Source organism: Roseibium hamelinense (assembly GCF_007830545.1).
Taxonomy (GTDB): Bacteria; Pseudomonadota; Alphaproteobacteria; order Rhizobiales; family Stappiaceae; genus Roseibium; species Roseibium hamelinense.
Window position 1 is genome coordinate 149,143 of sequence record NZ_VLLF01000004.1, and the last position, 17,453, is coordinate 166,595.

General features: G+C 55.0%; 15 protein-coding genes. 12 read left to right on the forward strand and 3 right to left on the reverse strand.

Going from position 1 to position 17,453, the window contains the following annotated elements; genetic code table 11:
* The first annotated feature begins 272 nt into the window (after window positions 1-272).
* The 7 genes from JM93_RS10005 to JM93_RS10035 all read left to right on the forward strand — a co-directional run bounded on the left by JM93_RS10005 (window position 273) and on the right by JM93_RS10035 (window position 7,803).
* Window positions 273-1,439 carry an acetyl-CoA acetyltransferase gene (locus JM93_RS10005; RefSeq protein ID WP_145342886.1) on the forward strand — a complete coding sequence of 389 codons (1,167 nt, stop codon included), beginning with the start codon at window positions 273-275 and terminating at the stop codon, window positions 1,437-1,439.
* 261 nt (window positions 1,440-1,700) lie between these two features.
* Window positions 1,701-2,861, forward strand: a complete 1,161-nt coding sequence (locus tag JM93_RS10010) for a serine hydrolase domain-containing protein (RefSeq protein ID WP_145342888.1) — start codon at window positions 1,701-1,703, stop codon at window positions 2,859-2,861.
* 153 nt (window positions 2,862-3,014) lie between these two features.
* Window positions 3,015-4,475 carry a siroheme synthase CysG gene (cysG, locus tag JM93_RS10015; RefSeq protein ID WP_145342889.1) on the forward strand — a complete coding sequence of 487 codons (1,461 nt, stop codon included), beginning with the start codon at window positions 3,015-3,017 and terminating at the stop codon, window positions 4,473-4,475.
* Between the two features lie 12 nt (window positions 4,476-4,487).
* On the forward strand, window positions 4,488-4,787 hold the full coding sequence (locus tag JM93_RS10020; RefSeq protein WP_145342891.1) for a DUF2849 domain-containing protein: 300 nt from the start codon (window positions 4,488-4,490) through the stop codon (window positions 4,785-4,787).
* A gap of 60 nt (window positions 4,788-4,847) precedes the next feature.
* A complete protein-coding gene (locus JM93_RS10025) occupies window positions 4,848-6,506 on the forward strand; it encodes a nitrite/sulfite reductase (protein WP_145342893.1) in 1,659 nt (552 codons plus the stop codon).
* Entirely contained in the window at window positions 6,493-7,254 is a 762-nt protein-coding gene (locus JM93_RS10030) for a phosphoadenylyl-sulfate reductase (protein ID WP_145342895.1), read from the forward strand. The genes JM93_RS10025 and JM93_RS10030 overlap by 14 nt, the downstream gene beginning before the upstream one ends.
* 18 nt (window positions 7,255-7,272) lie before the next feature.
* Complete coding sequence (locus JM93_RS10035) at window positions 7,273-7,803, forward strand: DUF934 domain-containing protein (RefSeq protein WP_145342897.1); 531 nt, start codon at window positions 7,273-7,275, stop codon at window positions 7,801-7,803.
* Window positions 7,804-7,815: 12 nt separating this feature from the next.
* Here JM93_RS10035 and JM93_RS10040 read toward each other — a convergent pair whose 3' ends face one another.
* The 3 genes from JM93_RS10040 to JM93_RS10050 all read right to left on the reverse strand — a co-directional run bounded on the left by JM93_RS10040 (window position 7,816) and on the right by JM93_RS10050 (window position 11,529).
* Complete coding sequence (locus tag JM93_RS10040) at window positions 7,816-9,210, reverse strand: aspartate aminotransferase family protein (RefSeq protein ID WP_145342899.1); 1,395 nt, start codon at window positions 9,208-9,210, stop codon at window positions 7,816-7,818.
* A 28-nt stretch (window positions 9,211-9,238) separates the two neighbouring features.
* Window positions 9,239-10,606, reverse strand: coding sequence for a glutamine synthetase family protein (locus JM93_RS10045; RefSeq protein WP_145343284.1), 1,368 nt, complete (start codon window positions 10,604-10,606; stop codon window positions 9,239-9,241).
* Between the two features lie 212 nt (window positions 10,607-10,818).
* The gene (locus JM93_RS10050) at window positions 10,819-11,529 is read right to left on the reverse strand and encodes a GntR family transcriptional regulator (protein WP_145342901.1); all 711 of its coding nucleotides are present in this window, start codon (window positions 11,527-11,529) and stop codon (window positions 10,819-10,821) included.
* Between the two features lie 203 nt (window positions 11,530-11,732).
* On the opposite strand from JM93_RS10050, the gene JM93_RS10055 reads away from it, so the two are divergent.
* From JM93_RS10055 to JM93_RS10075, 5 genes are all read left to right on the forward strand, one after another.
* On the forward strand, window positions 11,733-13,109 hold the full coding sequence (locus tag JM93_RS10055) for a glutamine synthetase family protein (protein WP_145343286.1): 1,377 nt from the start codon (window positions 11,733-11,735) through the stop codon (window positions 13,107-13,109).
* Window positions 13,110-13,259: 150 nt separating this feature from the next.
* Entirely contained in the window at window positions 13,260-14,351 is a 1,092-nt protein-coding gene (locus JM93_RS10060; protein WP_145342903.1) for a polyamine ABC transporter substrate-binding protein, read from the forward strand.
* Between the two features lie 69 nt (window positions 14,352-14,420).
* A complete protein-coding gene (locus tag JM93_RS10065) occupies window positions 14,421-15,572 on the forward strand; it encodes an ABC transporter ATP-binding protein (RefSeq protein WP_145342905.1) in 1,152 nt (383 codons plus the stop codon).
* 13 nt (window positions 15,573-15,585) lie between these two features.
* On the forward strand, window positions 15,586-16,518 hold the full coding sequence (locus JM93_RS10070; RefSeq protein ID WP_145342907.1) for an ABC transporter permease subunit: 933 nt from the start codon (window positions 15,586-15,588) through the stop codon (window positions 16,516-16,518).
* Window positions 16,515-17,336 (forward strand): ABC transporter permease, encoded by an 822-nt coding sequence (locus tag JM93_RS10075; protein ID WP_145342909.1) that lies wholly within the window; start codon window positions 16,515-16,517, stop codon window positions 17,334-17,336. The genes JM93_RS10070 and JM93_RS10075 overlap by 4 nt, the downstream gene beginning before the upstream one ends.
* The last annotated feature ends 117 nt before the right edge of the window (window positions 17,337-17,453 follow it).

The following is a 17,453-nucleotide window of genomic DNA, read 5'->3' on the forward strand; positions in this document are numbered from 1 at the left end:
CCCAGTGGCTGGTGTTGGCGTTTTGATGCACAATTTTTGCTTACAGTCGGCTGGCTTCGAGTAAAGAATCGCCTTTTTGGATCAATCTCGATGGTGCCTAACTAGCTGAATTTACGAATTTTTATCGATCATCATTACGTTTTGGTCAAATTGTGCTTGCAAGCACGGTCGAGGAGTGAAACTGTGCCCCGATAGTGTTGCAGTGCAGCGAAACGAACATGCGCTCCGCTCGGATGAAGACGCGCCCAGCGCGCAACAAAGGGAGAAACGTGATGACCGCAGCTATGGTCGGTTGGGCCCATTTGCCTTTTGGAAAGCACAGCGAAGAAACAGTCGAGAACTTGATTGTCAAAGCGGCCTCAAAGGCCATCGACGATGCTGGAATTTCGCCGGAAGATGTGGATGAAATCCTGCTTGGACATTTCAATGCGGGCTTTTCAGCGCAAGATTTCACCGCTTCTTTGGTTTTGCAGGCGGACGATGCGCTGCGGTTCAAACCAGCGACGCGCGTCGAAAACGCCTGTGCGACCGGGTCAGCTGCAGTCCAACAGGGTGTTCGCGCAATTTCTTCCGGCGATGCGAAGTTCGTCCTGGTTGTCGGCGTTGAACAAATGACAACCACACCCGGCCCAGAGATTGGCAAAAATCTGCTCAAGGCATCCTATTTGAAAGAAGAGGGCGATATCCCGGCCGGGTTTGCCGGCGTATTCGGCAAGATCGCCGACGGTTACTTTCAAAAATATGGCGACCAATCCGATGCGCTGGCGCGAATTGCAGCCAAAAACCACAAAAACGGTGTCGCCAATCCTTACGCTCAAATGCGCAAGGATCTCGGGTTCGATTTCTGCCGTGCGGAAAGCGAAAAGAACCCGTTTGTTGCAGGGCCGCTCAAGCGCACAGATTGTTCCCTGGTGTCGGACGGTGCGGCGGCTTTGGTGCTGACCGATCCGGCGACGGCCCTTGGTATGAAGAAAGCTGTTGCTTTCCGCTCGATGGCGCATGTCCAGGACTTTCTGCCCATGTCGAAGCGGGACATTCTCAAATTCGAAGGCTGCTCCAAGGCATGGGGTGCAGCTCTGGGCGATGCCGGACTGGCACTTGACGATCTTTCCTTCGTAGAGACCCACGATTGTTTCACGATCGCTGAGTTGATCGAGTACGAGGCAATGGGCCTGACCAAGGAAGGTGAGGGCGCGCGTGCAGCTCTTGAAGGCTGGACCGAAATGGACGGCAAATTGCCGGTCAATCCGTCAGGCGGATTGAAGGCGAAAGGTCATCCGATCGGTGCCACCGGCGTGTCCATGCATGTTCTGAGCGCCATGCAATTGACTGGTGAGGCTGGCGATATCCAGGTCAAAGATGCTGAGCTGGGAGGCATTTTCAATATGGGCGGCGCGGCCGTTGCGAACTACGTCTCGATCCTTCAGGCGATGAAATAATTCATTGCTCATATCAAAAACAAAGGCCGCCATCGGGGCGGCCTTTTTTCGAGGCTAGACGCCGAAACACATTGCGCACTAATAACACTGTATTGTCATTTATTACGAGGTATTTTTGTGCCGCATTCCCCCGCTCGCAACAATTCCCAGAAAAGTACAGCAGATCTTCACCCGGATAACTGCAGTCCAGTCAATTTATGGCGTCAGGGATTTTCATTTAGTCACTCAGCACTTTTTCGGAACGCCTATACAAACCTAACGTTGACCGAAGCAATTGATGCCGGCGTCTACGCAAACATGCGCCTGAGCGAAAACCTGCCGACTGAAGTTATCCATCGGGACGGAAAAGTGTCCGAGTTCGACTATGAAATTGATGAAAGCATAGCAGAGGTCACCGCAAATACGTCTTTAGGGTTTTTGTCTTTAGCAAACATGATCAGTGATCCGCGGTCACGGATGCAGGCTATTCTTGTTGTTCGCGGGGGCAAAATCGTCTTCGAAGCGTATATCGGCATGCGGCCTTGGGACAATCATGTCTGGCAATCTGCAGCAAAGCCTTTAAATGGCCTCCTCCTGCATCAGCTTGTTGAAGAAGGGCTGGTAGATCTGGACCATCCGGTGAGTGCCTACGTTCCGGATTTGCAAGCAACGGTCTGGGAAGACGTGCCAGTTTGGTCGGTGTTGCATCAGAGATCGGGGTTGGATGTCGGCGAATTGCAATATGGGCAGCCAGGTCATCCGGTCACCGAGTTCTATCAAGCAGCAGCAGGTGGACCGGATGTGGGGCCTGGATCCTCCTATATGGAGAGCTTGAAGGCAGTAAAAAAACAAGCCGAACCAGGAACCAGCTACAGATATTCCTCGCTTAATGCATGGGCGGTTGCGTCCATATGCGAACACGTTGCGCAAAAAACATTTGGAGAACTTGTCAGTGAACGTGTGTGGCGGAAAACTGGCATGGAGGGGGACGCCCTTTTAGGACTGTCACCGAAGGGAGAATCCACTGCCTTCGCCATTTTGTCATCGAGGCTTCGGGATTTTGCCCGTTTCGGTGTTCTGTTCACGCCCAGTTGGAGATCTCTCGCAACAGAGCGGGTCGTTCCCGAGAGCTATCTTTCAAGTGTTTATGCCGCAACCCGGCCCGAGATTTTCGCGGACGACTACATGGGTAAGCGGATCAATCAGGGTTTTGGCGAGATCGGGACAGGACAATCCTATTTGTGGGACGCTGTGCTCCCGGATGGCGACCTCTACAAGATGGGGCGGCTTGGACAGGCGCTTTATATCTCGCCAAGCACTGACAGCGTAGTGGTTTGGTTTTCTGCTGCCTATAAGAATGCCCTTTGGCTCCATCCTTTCGCTCGTGAAATTGTCTTGCAAAAGATGACCGGTTCCAGACAACTGGAATACCGCGCAAGCTGAGACCGGCGGTTTGAAGCTCTTTTTTGGGCCGGATGGCGGTTTGCCGGAAATCTATTCCGCTTTCCAGAGAAGCTTTGAAAACCGGTGCCCGGTGCCATGAGGTAGGACCGCATACATTGTAGCCATGAACAATGGGTGAGGAGACCCGTGACCATGGCAACGCGACGCGCAACGCAAAAACCACGCCCGGAAAAACACAACCGGCTCGACGTCTTCCCGGCCTTCATGAAGGTCGCCGGTCGTCGTGTCCTTGTTGTTGGTCACGGCGGTGAGGCCGCTGCAAAGTTGCGGCTGCTCAGCGAAACCAATGCACATATTGTCGTCATTGCAAAAAACATTGAAAAGGAGCTGGCAGAGGCCGTCGCGTCGGCAGGCGCGGAATATGTTGCACAGGACTTTCGTCCCGGGCTTCTGACCGGCGCCGCAATGGTGTTCAGCGCTCGCGAAGACTTGGCGCTGGATAAAGCTGTGGTCGACGCTGCTCGCATTATGGGCGTGCCGGTCAATGCCGTCGATAAACCAGAACTCTGCGACTTTTACACAGGTGCCCTCGTCAACCGTGCGCCGATTGCTGTCGCCATCACATCAACAGGTGTGGGGCCGGTTCTGGCGCGCCACATCCGGGCACGCATTGAAGCGATGCTGCCGCGTGCCACTGGCGAGCTTGCTCGTCTCGCCGAGAGTTTCCGCGAAGCCGCAGCTGCCATGATCCCAGACGGTGCCGCCCGCCGACGGTTCTGGGCACGGTTCTTTTCTGGCAGCGTGGCGTCCAATCTTTATGCAGGCAAATCGGATATTGCCCGCAATGAGGCGCAGCGGCTCTTGAACGGGATTGCCGATGAACCGGGTTTTGTCTGGCTGGTTGGAGCTGGCCCGGGCGCTGAAGACCTTCTGACACTTAGGGCGCAGCGCCTTTTGCAAGAAGCCGATGTGATTGTTCATGACGCGCTGGTTCCCGCTGGTGTTGTTGCGATGGGCCGCCGGGACGCGGAACGGATTTCGGTGGGCAAACGCAAAGGCGCACATTCTGTGCCACAGAACGAAATCAACGATCTTCTAGTGAAGCTGGGTAAGGACGGTCACAAGGTTGTTCGTCTGAAGGCTGGAGATCCGATGATTTTTGGCCGGGCTGCCGAAGAGATGGAGGCCCTGCGCGCCGGCGGAATTGGGTTTGAAGTCGTGCCGGGTGTAACGGCTGCGTTTGCTGCAGCAGCAAGCGCGCAACTGCCGCTGACTTTGCGTGGTGTTGCCTCCAGTCTTGTTTTTGCTACAGGGCACAATGCCAGATCCGAAACCCTGCCGGACTGGGCCGGGCTTGCGCTGAAGGGTTCAACCATCGCGGTTTATATGGGCCGCAGCGTTGCAGCCTCGGTCGCCGAGAAATTAATGGCTGCGGGCATGGGGCCGCAAACTCCGGTCGCGATTGTTGAAAATGCCGCCCATGCAAATGAGCGTCAGTTCGCAGGTCAGCTTGCAGACCTGGCCGCGTTGAGTGTTCGCGATGAAATCGATGGCGCTGTCCTGATCGTTATCGGCGAGGCTGTTGGCCACGCTGCCCTAGAACATGCCGAACCGCTGTTGCCACAACCTGTTCGCCAGGTCGTCGCCGCCTAAGGAGAATTTGAAATGAAGGTCATCACTGCCAACAGGTTGCTGGATGGGGAAGTCGTGTGGCTTGGCGCCGAGGATCTGTGGGTCGATGCGCTTATTGAGGCAAAGATGTTCGACGGAAAGGAAGCAACCACCGCTGCTCTGGCCGTTGCCGCCCAAGCGGTTGCCGACCAGAAGATCGTCGGCCCCTACGACATGGATGTCACTATTGATGAAGACGGAATTGTGCCGGTGCGCCTGCGCGAGCGGATCCGGGCGGCCGGCCCGACGACGCACCCTCAGTTCCGCAAGCAGGCCGCGTCCGTACGGGTCTGACCACTAGAGAATTTCCGGACGGCGCTGCGCAGCGGCAGCCTCCGAACAGGAGCTTTGAAAATGTACCGTTACGATGAGTTTGACCACAGCTTCGTTACTCAAAGAACAGAGCAGTTCAAGGATCAGGTGCGCCGCCGGCTTGCCGGAGAACTCTCTGAAGACGAGTTCAAGCCGCTCCGCCTGATGAACGGCCTTTATCTCCAGCTCCATGCCTACATGCTTCGGGTCGCGATTCCATATGGCACGCTCAATGGCCGCCAAATGCGTAAATTGGCGCATATTGCCCGTACCTATGACCGCGGATACGGCCATTTCACCACTCGACAGAACATCCAGTTCAACTGGCCGAAATTGGAAGACACGCCTGCGATTTTGGAAGAGCTGGCCGAAGTCGAGATGCATGCTATCCAAACTTCGGGCAATTGCATCCGCAACGTGACAGCCGACCATTTCGCTGGCGCAGCTGCTGATGAGATCGCGGACCCGCGCCCTTACGCAGAAATCCTGCGGCAATGGTCTTCGCTTCATCCTGAGTTTTCGTTTCTGCCGCGCAAATTTAAAATTGCGATCACCGGCGCGCCGAATGACCGCGCGGCTGTGCAGGTCCATGACATCGGCCTTCAGTTGACCCGAAACGAAGCCGGTGAGGTTGGGTTTGAGGTTTTTGTTGGTGGCGGTTTGGGCCGCACGCCGATGATTGGCCGCAAGGTTCGCGACTTTCTGCCTGAAGAGGATCTGCTGGCGTATTCAGAAGCGATATTGCGCGTTTACAATCGCTACGGCCGCCGGGACAACAAGTACAAGGCGCGGATCAAAATTCTTGTGCACGAGACCGGCCTCGAAGAGTTGAAGGCCGATATCGAGGCGGAATTTGAGAAGATTCGCCACGGCGTCTTGAGGCTGCCGGACGAAGAAGTGCGCCGGATAGAGGCCTATTTCGCGCCGCCGCCACTTGAGGTTGGATCGGACCTGTCGGCGGATGTCGAAGCGCGCCGCGAGACCGATGCGGCTTTTGCCCAGTTTCTGGCACATAATCTCAACCCGCACCGTGTGCCGGGCTACACGTCCGTGACACTCTCAATGAAGCCGATTGGCGGCATTCCAGGTGATGCATCCGACGATCAGATGGATGTCATTGCGGATTTGGCCGAACAATTCGGTCATGATGAGATCCGCATCTCTCATGAGCAGAACGTGATCCTGCCGCATGTAAAGCTGTCCGATCTTCCGGTGCTGTTCGACAAGCTGGTTGCGGCAGGCATCGCAGAGGGCAATGCCGGTCTTATCACCGATATCATTGCCTGCCCGGGCATGGACTACTGTGCTCTCGCAACAGCGCGTTCGATCCCTGTCGCGCAGCGGATTTCCGAGCGTTTTGGTGCCGCCGAGAGGCAGGCCGAGATCGGCGAGCTGAAGATCAAAATCTCAGGCTGCATTAATGCATGTGGCCACCACCATGTTGGCCACATTGGCATTCTCGGTTTGGAGAAAAAGGGCGAGGAATTCTACCAAATCACCCTCGGTGGATCTGCAAACGAGAACGCGTCGATTGGTGAAATCGTTGGCCGTGGGTTTTCGTCCGAAGAAGTGGTCGATGCGGTCGAGAAACTGGTGGACACCTATATGGGCCTGCGTACCGGCAAGGACGAAACCTTCCTCGAAGCCTATCGACGGGTAGGCGATGAGCCCTTCAAGGAGACGCTTTATGGCGCCGCATAGCAATATGGTTTTGCGAAAAACGGCTGATGCGGCACCACACACTGCCGTTGATTACCTCAATGCGCAGTATGAAGATGCAGCGCCGCAAGAGATCCTTACCGCTGCAATCCGGGAACATTTTGCAGGCCATATTGGCCTTGTCTCGTCATTCGGCGCAGATTCAGCGGTGCTTCTGCACATGGTTGCCCAGATCGATCCGTCCACCCCGGTTGTGTCCGTAGATACTTCGAAGTTGTTTCCGGCGACGATCCTTTACCGGGACCAACTGATTGCAGAGCTTGGGCTTACTGATGTGCGCACCCAAAAGCCATCGTCAGACGATCTGAGTAAGACCGATCCAGCCGGGATGCTCTGGATGAGCAACACGGATGCGTGCTGCCATGTGCGTAAAGTGTTGCCACTGGAGCGTGCACTGACCGGTTTTGAGGCTTGGATCTCGGGTCGCAAACGCTTTCAAAGCGCAACTCGTGCCGATATCCAGATTTTCGAAATTGAAGATGACCGGGTGAAAGTGAACCCGCTTGCTGACTGGTCTGCGGACCAGATCCTGGACTATGCGAGACAGAATGATCTGCCGCCGCATCCGCTGGTAGCTGAGGGGTATCCGTCGATCGGTTGTTTGCCGTGCACCAGCAAGGTTGCGCCGGGCGAGGACCCGCGCGCGGGGCGCTGGCGGGGGCAAGACAAAGTGGAATGCGGTATTCACATGGCAACTCATGGCCGTGAGATCGACGGCAGCGGTATTTGAGATTGAGGGACGGACACGATGACGACGATCTTTAAAGACGGTATGTTTCAGGAAGAAAGCTGGACAAGGGTGGAGCCTGAGGCAGATCTGCCACAGAACCGTCATATACTCGTACCGGTCGCCACATTTCTAGCTCATGCAAACGCCTTGAAAAACCGGGGGAACTTCGGTGTTGAAGTGGCCCCCCCAGACAAGGTGGAAGAGTTGGCCGCACATCTGGATGAGCTGCCGCTAATTTCAGTGGTTTTTCCCAGTTTCGCTGATGGGCGCGCTTTTTCGGCAGCACGCATCCTGCGGGAACAGATGGCCTACAAGGGCGACATCCGCGCGACTGGAAGCTATATTCTCGATCAGGTGCCGCTGGCCCGGCGGTGTGGTGTGTCCAGCTTTGAAATCGTGAAGCCTGAAGTCCTCAAGGCGCTCAAGGCCGGTGAGTGGCCAGAGGTCACCAAGTATCTTCAGCCGGTTGGCACGGTCCATGAGATCCCGGAAGGGACGCGGCCGTGGGCCCGCCGCTCGGTTCGCGAATTGCCGGTTGCTGCCGAATAGCGGTGCGCGGACTCAATCGAGGAAGCCGTTGCGTTTAAGAATTTGATGTGTGTCGTCCAATGTCTTTCGCGCTGTTGCGACAAGATGATCGGCTTCCTCGTGGCTGAGAACCAGTGGCGGCGAGATGATCATGCTGTCACGAACCGCACGCATGACCATGCCGTGCTCGAAGGAAACATCTCGGCACAGCAGGCCCGGTACGCCAACATCCTTGAACGGCTTATGCGGGTTTTTCTTGTCCGGGACGATTTCCAGCGCTCCCATCAGACCCTTCATGCGGGCTTGTCCAACAAGCGGATGATCGCCGAGCCCGATCCAGCGTTCCTGCAGATAGGGCCCGATGTCGTTTTTTACACGTTCGACCAGATGTTCGTTCTCAATGATGTCGAGATTTGCCAGAGCCGCAGCAGCACAGGCTGGGTGTCCTGAATATGTATAGCCGTGATTGAAGTCGCCGCCCTTGTCGATCAGACCTACAGACACCTTATCTGAGACCAACACCCCGCCCATAGGTAAATAACCTGAGGTCAGGCCTTTAGCGATCGCCATCAGGTCCGGTTCAAGGCCATAGTATTGAGAGCCGAACCATTCGCCCAGACGGCCAAACCCGCAGATCACTTCGTCTGCGACGAACAGGATATCCCGCTCATCAAGGATGCGCTTCACTTCCGGCCAGTAGGTTTCAGGCGGAATAATAACTCCGCCGGCACCTTGGATCGGCTCGGCTATGAACGCCGCGACCTTGTCTTCGCCGATTTCGTCGATCGCCCGTTCCAGATCACGCGCTGCCATGACCCCGAACTCTTCCGGGCTCATTTCATATCCTTCACCGAACCAGTAAGGCTGGTTGATGTGATGAACACCTGGAACGGGCAGGTCGCCTTGCGTGTGCATGGCCTTCATTCCGCCCAAGCTGGTACCGGCAAGGGTCGAGCCGTGATAGCCGTTCCAGCGGCTGATTATGACTTTTTTGTCCGGTTTCCCCATCTGGTCCCAATAGTGCCGGACCATCCGGAAAACCGTGTCGTTTGCCTCCGAGCCGGAGGAGCAGAAAAACACGCGGTTGAGATGAGGTGGGGCCAGTTTCGCCAGGCGCTCGGCCAGAGCAACGGCAGGCGGATGGGTCGTCTTGAAGAAGGTGTTGTAGTAGGACAGTTCTGACATCTGTGCGTGAACCGCGTCAGCGATGGCTTGCCGGCCATGGCCGACCTGAACGCACCACAAGCCCGCCATGCCATCGAGGATCCGGTTGCCGTCAGAATCGGTCAGCCAGACGCCGTCTGCGCGGGTAATGATGCGGCTGCCTTCCTCATTGAGCGACTTGGTATCGCTAAACGGGTGGATATGGTGCGCTGCATCTGCAGCCCGCAAGGCTTCGGTCGGATAGGAGTTTGAGACAGCAGTCATGGACCCTCCAGTCAGAGCTACGTTCAGCTCACACGTTCAAAAGAAGATACTCGCGCTCCCAAGGGCTAATCACCGACATGAAGGTTTCGAACTCTTCCTGCTTGATTGCGCGATAGGTCGCAACGAACGTTTCTCCGAAAATCTCGATCATTTCTTCGCTGTCCTCGAACTGCGAAACAGCTTCCTGCAGCCCGCGGGGCAGTGCCTTTGCCTCGTCGCTGGAATCCATGGAACGTGGCGCATCGGGCTTGAGGTCTTCGACAATGCCGAGATAGCCGCACGCAAGCGATGCGGCGATCGCGAGATAGGGATTTGCATCGGAGCCGGGGATCCGGTTTTCCAGCCGGCGCGATTGCGGATTGGAATAGGGGACGCGCAGCCCAACCGTGCGGTTGTCATACCCCCAAAACACGTTTACCGGCGACGTCGAATTGCGTGAAAACCGCCGGTAAGAGTTTACGAAAGGCGCCATGATACAGGTGACGTAAGGTAGATATTCCTGGTGCCCCGCGATGAAAGAAAGGAAGGCGGCGGACTCTGCACCATCCTCCGTTACAAAAATATTTTTGCCGGTTTCCTTGTCGAGCACGGATTGGTGAATGTGCATGGCAGAGCCAGGCTGGTTTGACATCGGCTTGGCCATGAATGTGGCGTACATTTCATGGCGCAGCGCAGCCTCCCGGATGGTTCGCTTGAACATGAAGACCTGATCTGCCAGCGCAAGAGGATGCCCATGGCGCAAATTGATTTCCATCTGCGCAGCGCCTTCCTCATGGATCATCGTATCGATCTCAAGCCCCTGCTTTTCGGATAGATCGTAGATATCGTCAATCAAATCGTCGAATTCATTCAGAGCCGAGATGGAATAGGACTGCCGTCCGACTTCCGGCCGTCCGGACCGGCCTTTTGGCGGTTCCAGCGGATAGTCGGGGTCCGTGTTCGGGCGCACCAGATAAAATTCGATCTCTGGCGCTACCACAGGCTCCCAGCCCTTCTCTTCATAAAGCTGCAAGACCCGCTTCAGGACATTGCGCGGCGCTGTTTCGACCGGAGCGCCTTGCCTGGTGTAAGCGTCGTGTATTAGCTGCGCGGTCGGGTCGGCCTCCCACGGTACGGATGTCAAGGTGCTATAATCCGGCTTGAAATAAAGATCACCGTCAGTTGGGTTGTGCTGAAATCGGTCGTCATCTTCCGGATAATCACCAGAGATCGTCTGTGCAAAGATCGAGGCCGGCATGGTCATAACCGGGCCGGAAAAGAATTTTTCAGTGGGCATCATCTTGCCGCGTGCAACACCTGCAAGATCCGGCACAACACATTCGATGTCCTGAATGTTGCGGATTTGCAGCCATGATTTTGCTTCTTCGCCGTTTGCGACGCCGCGCAGACTTTCCATGGGCTGGATTTCGGGTGAAGCAGTTTCTTTCGTCACGATGGGCTCCAAGTGGGTTCGGCAACGGTGCGGGCATGTTTATACCGCGTCGGTTATTGCCAGTCTCTGAAATGCAAGGCGCGCAAACACTGCTTCAAAGACTGTCTTCGATAATTTGTGATCACAAAATTTGCAAGGCAATTATGATGTTGGTCCAATGGCGGTGAGGGCGGATGCTATGAGCCGTCCGACAAGTTCTCCCGCCCTATAATGCCCATGCCGTCGCTGATGTCCGCTGCAATGGCGGATTTGAGGGCGGTCACATTCTTTTCAAGAATGGCCGCGAGCGCTTCTTTGTGCCGGTCAACAAGATTCACGGTGCCGACGCGCCCGTAGACGGTCCTCATGAAAGGCGCAAATTGCAGCCACAGGCTTTTCACGAGCGGCAGCATGATCTCCGATTTGGAGGCTTCATAAAGTTTGAAATGAAACAGGTGATTGAGACGGAGATATGCCTCAGGGTCGCCCAAGGTAAGGCTCTCGTCGACCTTTAAGTCGATTTCCTTGAGTTCGCGGAGAAGCCTAGGCGTGATTTGCTTCATGGCAATTCCGGCGAGTTCCGGCTCTAAAAGCAGTCGCGTTCTAAGAATTTCATCGAACCGGGACGGCGACATTTCGGGCACTTGCACACGGCCATTCGGTTTAACTTCGAGCGCCTTTTCCGCAGCCAGCCGCTGAATGACTTCGCGCACAGGCATCGGGCTCACCCCCAAGTCCTTGGCAAGCCCCCGAAGAGTGACTGATTTGCCCGGGATGAACCGTCCAATGAGCAAACCTGCGCGTATGGCTTGGTCAACCTGAGCGCGCGCGGTTCCGCGCTCAGCGCTGCGATCTTGTGTGGCATGCTCGGAAGTGTTGGCTGGAGAATGTGCAAGGTCACTTTGCACGTGTTTTTGTTCCCATGACTTGCCGGCGTATTGGCAAATGCCGGTTTCGTATCTGCCGGAGGTGAAGCGGCAGCTTGACAGCTTTGCAAGAAGGTGATCACATTTTAATGAAATGTGCAAACATCATGTCAGCGCGCCCTGAAAAGAAGGCGAAGACGCGAGCGCGCTTGAAAGGAAATATTTTGAAGCAGTTCAAAGCAAGCATGCCGCATATGACGCTTGAGCATCCGGCCGAACCCGGCTGGAAAGACAGCTTCGAAGAATTTCTAGTCGCGCACCCGGATTTGGACACGCTCGAAGTTGTGCTGCCGGATACAAACGGAGTGTTGCGTGGAAAGTGGCTGCCTGGCGCGGCGCTGCCCAAAGTCTTCGAACAAGGCGTTGCATTCCCATACTCCCTTTATGGACTGGATGTTTGGGGCCGCGAAGTTGAGGACACGGGTCTTCATCTGGAGACCGGCGATAAAGACGGTGTGTGCTGGCCGATCCCTGAGACCTTGAAAATCGTTCCATGGACAGAACGCAAGACGGCTCAGGTGCTTTTGTCCATGTATGACAGGGACGGTGAGCCCTTCGGCATCGAACCTCGTCATGTTTTGCAGGCAATGGTCAACAAACTAGCTGATCGGGGACTGGCGGCAACCTGTGCCTTTGAACTCGAGTTTTACTTGTTCGAGGAAAGCGACGGTGATTGGACCGAGCAGCCCAAACCGCTGTTTTCAACCCATCTGGGGCCGGCGCGGCAGAACATGTATGCGCTGTCCGATCTGGAAGCGCTTATGCCAGTCGTCGATGATTTGCGCATCGCTTGCGATATCCAGGGTATTCCTGCAGATGCAGCGGTTTCCGAAGCCGCTCCTGGGCAGTTCGAATTAAACCTGCACCATCGCAACAATGCGGTTCATGCTGCTGATGACGTTGTGCTTCTGCGCCGCCTCGTGCAAGGCGTAGCGCGCAAACATGAACTGAAGGCATCGTTTATGGCCAAGCCCTATGTGGAATGGCCAGGAAACGGCATGCACGTGCATGTTTCAATGGAAGATGTCAGCGGCAACATCTTTTCGTGCCCTGACAAGGGCTGGGAGCGGTTGGGTTTCGCCATAAATGGTTTATTGGAAACGATGCCAGAGGCGCTGCTTTTGTTCACTTCGACCTTTAATGGGTTCCGGCGTATGCAGCCCGGATCATACGCGCCGACCTCTTTGTGCTGGGGGTTTGACAACCGCTCAGTAGCCTTACGCGTTCCTGCCAGTTCACCGGATGCCGCTCGCGTGGAGCATCGGATCGCGGGTGCGGATGCCAACCCCTATTTGGCCCTGACAGGTATTCTCGCCGGGATGCTGGAGGGGCTGAACAGTGAAACGCCGCCGCCTCCGCCGGTGGCGGGAAATGCTTATGAGAAAAAACAAAAGCGTCTGACGCCTTGGATGGATGAAGCGATCGATGCCTTCGAGGCGTCTGAGCGCATGAAAGAGGCGGTGGGTCCAGAAATGCATAAGGTTCTTACCGAGATTAAACGGGAGGAGTTGAACGAGTTCGGCCGCGAGATCTCTTCGCTCGAACGGCAGACCTATCTCTAAGGCACGAGAATGTACCGCCCGATTGACAGGGGCGGACTGGCCATGCGGGCTAGGGTGGAAATTATGAATTCGGCATGTAAGGTATGAATATTGCACGATAACGGGCGGTCAAAAGCCCGACTTGAACCTTCAGGAGCGGAGTTACCCAGTATGATGAAGAACCTCCTCGCAAGCGCTGCGGCTGTGGCACTGGTCACCGGATCGGCACTCGCCCAGGATCGGGTCGTGAATGTCTACAATTGGTCTGACTATATCGATGAGTCGATCTTGGAAGACTTCACCAAAGAGACCGGAATCAAAGTCGTCTACGACGTTTTTGACAGCAACGAAATTCTGGAAACCAAACTGCTGGCCGGGGGGACCGGCTACGATGTTGTGGTGCCGACTGGAACTTTCCTGTCCCGCCAGATCCAGGCCGGTGTCTTTTCCAAACTGGACAAGTCGAAGCTCGATAATCTCGAAAACATGTGGGCTGATATTGAGCAGCGCGTCGAGAAATACGATCCGGGCAATGACTACTCAATCAATTACATGTGGGGCACGACTGGCCTCGGCTACAATGTCGAAAAGGTTGAAGAAGCTCTTGGAGAGGCTGCGCCTACCGACAGCTGGGACCTATTATTCGATACCGCAAACCTGGAAAAACTCCAGGAATGCGGTGTTCATGTACTGGATGCACCGACAGAGCTGATCCCTGCCGCTTTGAACCATCTTGGCATTGACCCGGACAGCAAGGAAACGGCTGATATTGAGAAAGCCGGTGAGTTGTTGCTGACGATCCGGCCATACATTCAAAAGTTCCATTCCTCTGAGTACATCAATGCACTGGCAAATGGCGATATCTGTCTTGCAGTGGGGTGGTCCGGTGATGTCTTGCAAGCTCGTGATCGGGCTGCAGAAGCCGACAATGGCGTTACGGTTGCTTATTCGATCCCCAAGGAAGGCGCTTTGATGTGGTTCGACCAGATGGCGATCCCGGCTGATGCGCCCAACCCGGAAGAAGCGCATGAATTTTTAAACTACATCATGCGCCCAGACGTCATGGCGAAAGCGTCGAACTATGTGTTTTACGCCAATGGAAACAAGGCTTCACAAGAGCTTTTAAATGATGACGTCATCGGCGACCCCGCAATCTACCCAACCGAAGAATCGGTGAAAAATCTCTACACCGTTACTGCTTATGATCCGAAGGTTAACCGGGTTGTGACCCGTACTTGGACCAACGTGAAAAGCGGTCAGTAAACGAAACCAGGGGCCCGCACCAAGCGGGCCTCTTTTTGCGCATCATCTGAATGGCGGTCGGGGGCAAACTTGGCAAAGATGAGCATTGGGCCGGTGCGCCGGGATTTTACCCCTTGGGAAGATCCAAGCGCCATTCCCTTCATTGAGTTCCGAAATGTCACAAAGCGGTTTGGAGATTTTGTGGCCGTCAAGAACCTGAGCCTGAAGGTTTATGAACGCGAGTTTTTTGCACTCCTTGGCGGCTCGGGCTGCGGCAAGACAACATTGATGCGCATGCTGGCGGGCTTCGAAAACCCAAGCGAAGGGCAAATTCTGCTGGACGGGCAGGATTTGGCCGGGGTGCCACCATTTCGGCGCCCGACAAACATGATGTTTCAGTCCTACGCCTTGTTTCCGCATATGAGTGTAGAGGCAAACATCGCTTTCGGTTTGAAGCAGGATAACATTGCAAAAACTGAAATCGATGCGCGCGTAAAGGAGATGCTGAGACTTACCAAACTCGAAGCCTTCGCGAAGCGCAAGCCGCATCAGCTCTCTGGAGGCCAAAGACAGCGCGTCGCTCTGGCTCGATCCTTGGCAAAACGCCCCAAAGTCCTTCTGCTCGATGAGCCTCTTGGCGCGCTTGATCGCAAGTTGCGCGAAGAAACGCAGTTCGAACTCATGAACCTGCAGGAAGAGTTGAAGATGACCTTCTTGATCGTGACTCACGATCAAGAAGAGGCAATGACGGTTGCTGATCGCATTGCTGTCATGGACGCGGGCGAGATAGTCCAAGTTTCGACGCCAGCGGAGATTTATGAAACTCCGAGCTGTAAGTTCGTCGCCGACTTTATCGGAGACATCAACCTGATAGAGGCGACCGTTCTCGAAAAGCACGCCGGCGGAACCAGGCTGCAGGCGTCTGACCCGGAATTTCTCATTGATACGGACCAGCAGACAGCTGCAACGGAGGGGGAGCAGGTATGGTTTGCGCTGCGCCCTGAAAAGGTTCGCATCAATCACGGCAGCCCGTCTGGCGAGTCGGTAAACCAGTCAAAGGCGCTGGTGTGGGACATTGCCTACATGGGCGATGTATCGATCTTCCATTCTCGGCTCAGCGAGAGCAAGACGATGCGGTCTACGGTCGCCAACGTCACCAGAACAGTCGAGCAGCCGATTTCCTGGGATGATGAGGTCACCCTTTCTTGGGAACGGAATGCTGGCGTCATTCTGACAAGCTAACGCGGGGCGGAGCATGGAGGATACATCGAAAGCGATGCCGGTGCCAAAGCGCTCGTTGGGCGCATGGGGGCTCATTGCGGTGCCTTATTTTTGGCTGCTTGTCTTTTTTCTTGCGCCATTTTTCATCGTATTCAAGATTTCCCTGTCGCAAATCGCGATTGCGATTCCTCCCTACATCCCGACATTTGATCTGTCCGAGGGATGGTCAGCATTCAAAGACAATTTGGCTATGCTGTCCTTCGACAATTATGTGTGGCTTACAGAAGACGATCTTTACTGGAAGTCCTACCTGTCGAGTGTTCAGATCGCCGGCGTCTCAACCTTTCTGACGTTGCTTTTGGGTTATCCGATTGCTTATGGCATGGCCCGTAGCCCAAAGGAGTGGCGCCCGACCCTGCTAATGCTCATCATCCTACCGTTTTGGACGAGTTTTCTGATCCGTGTATACGCTTGGATTGGTATCTTGAAGAATGAGGGCCTGCTAAACCAGCTGCTGCTTTCCCTGGGGCTGATCGGCGAGCCGCTAACGATCTTGAACACCAACACAGCCGTTTACATCGGCATTGTCTATTCCTATCTGCCGTTCTTGGTTCTGCCGCTTTATGCCAGCCTGGAGAAACTCGACATTAGTCTCTTGGAGGCAGCCGAAGACCTTGGGTGCCCACCTTGGAGGGCATTTTGGCAGATAACGGTGCCTCTGTCGCTGCCAGGTGTCATTGCTGGCTGTTTTCTAGTGTTCATTCCCGCTGTCGGTGAATTTGTCATTCCTGACCTTTTGGGTGGGTCGAACACGCTCATGATCGGCAAGACACTCTGGGTTGAGTTCTTCGCCAACCGGGATTGGCCGGTTTCCTCTGCAGTCGCAGTCATCCTGTTGCTCTTGCTGGTCATTCCAATCGTTCTTTTCCAGAACCAACAGCAGAAAATGGCGGAGAAGGATGCATGAGAAACGGTCCAACCTGGTTTAATGTCACCTCGCTTGTTCTCGGCTTTTCATTCTTATATCTGCCGATTGTTCTTTTGGTGATTTTCTCCTTCAACGAATCCCGGCTGGTCACTGTTTGGGGCGGCTTTTCCACCAAATGGTATGGTGAATTGTTCCAGAACCAGCAGCTCCTGGATGCAGCCTGGGTCACACTCAAGGTTGCTTTCCTTTCCGCCAGCATTGCGACGGTACTGGGAACCATGGCAGCGCTGGTACTTGTCCGGTCTGGCCGGTTTGTCGGACGTTCCCTTTTCTCCGGAATGATCTTTGCGCCCCTCGTGATGCCCGAAGTGATCCTCGGGCTTTCTTTGCTCCTGCTATTTGTTGCAATGGATCAGGCGCGTGGGTTCTGGACGGTTATGATCGCGCATACGACCTTTGCCATGTGTTATGTCGCTGTTGTGGTCCAATCGCGTCTCGTCGGTTTTGACAAGAGCGTTGAGGAGGCAGCTGAGGATCTTGGTTGTCCGCCCGCAAAAACCTTCTTTCAAATCACGCTGCCAATTATTTTTCCAGGTGTCATTGCCGGCTGGATGCTGGCATTTACGCTTTCACTGGATGATCTCGTTATTGCGAGCTTCACGACAGGTCCGGGGGCAACGACATTGCCCATGAAAATCTATTCCCAAGTGCGTTTGGGAGTGACTCCTGAAATCAATGCCGTGTGCACTATTCTGGTAGGCCTCGTGACAATTGGTGTGATCGCGGCGTCTCTCGTAACGAAACGCCAACAGGTTCAGCGCGAGCGAGACGAACGTCTAGCCTTCGGTCCGCATTGAGTGTGACCAGCACAAAAGCCTTTTAATTCGGAGTGGCCTGTGCAGGTGCAGCATTTGTCAAACATGCCCTCTTGACGCCACGTCCGGCCTGGGATCAATTGCGAGCCGACCGGCCAA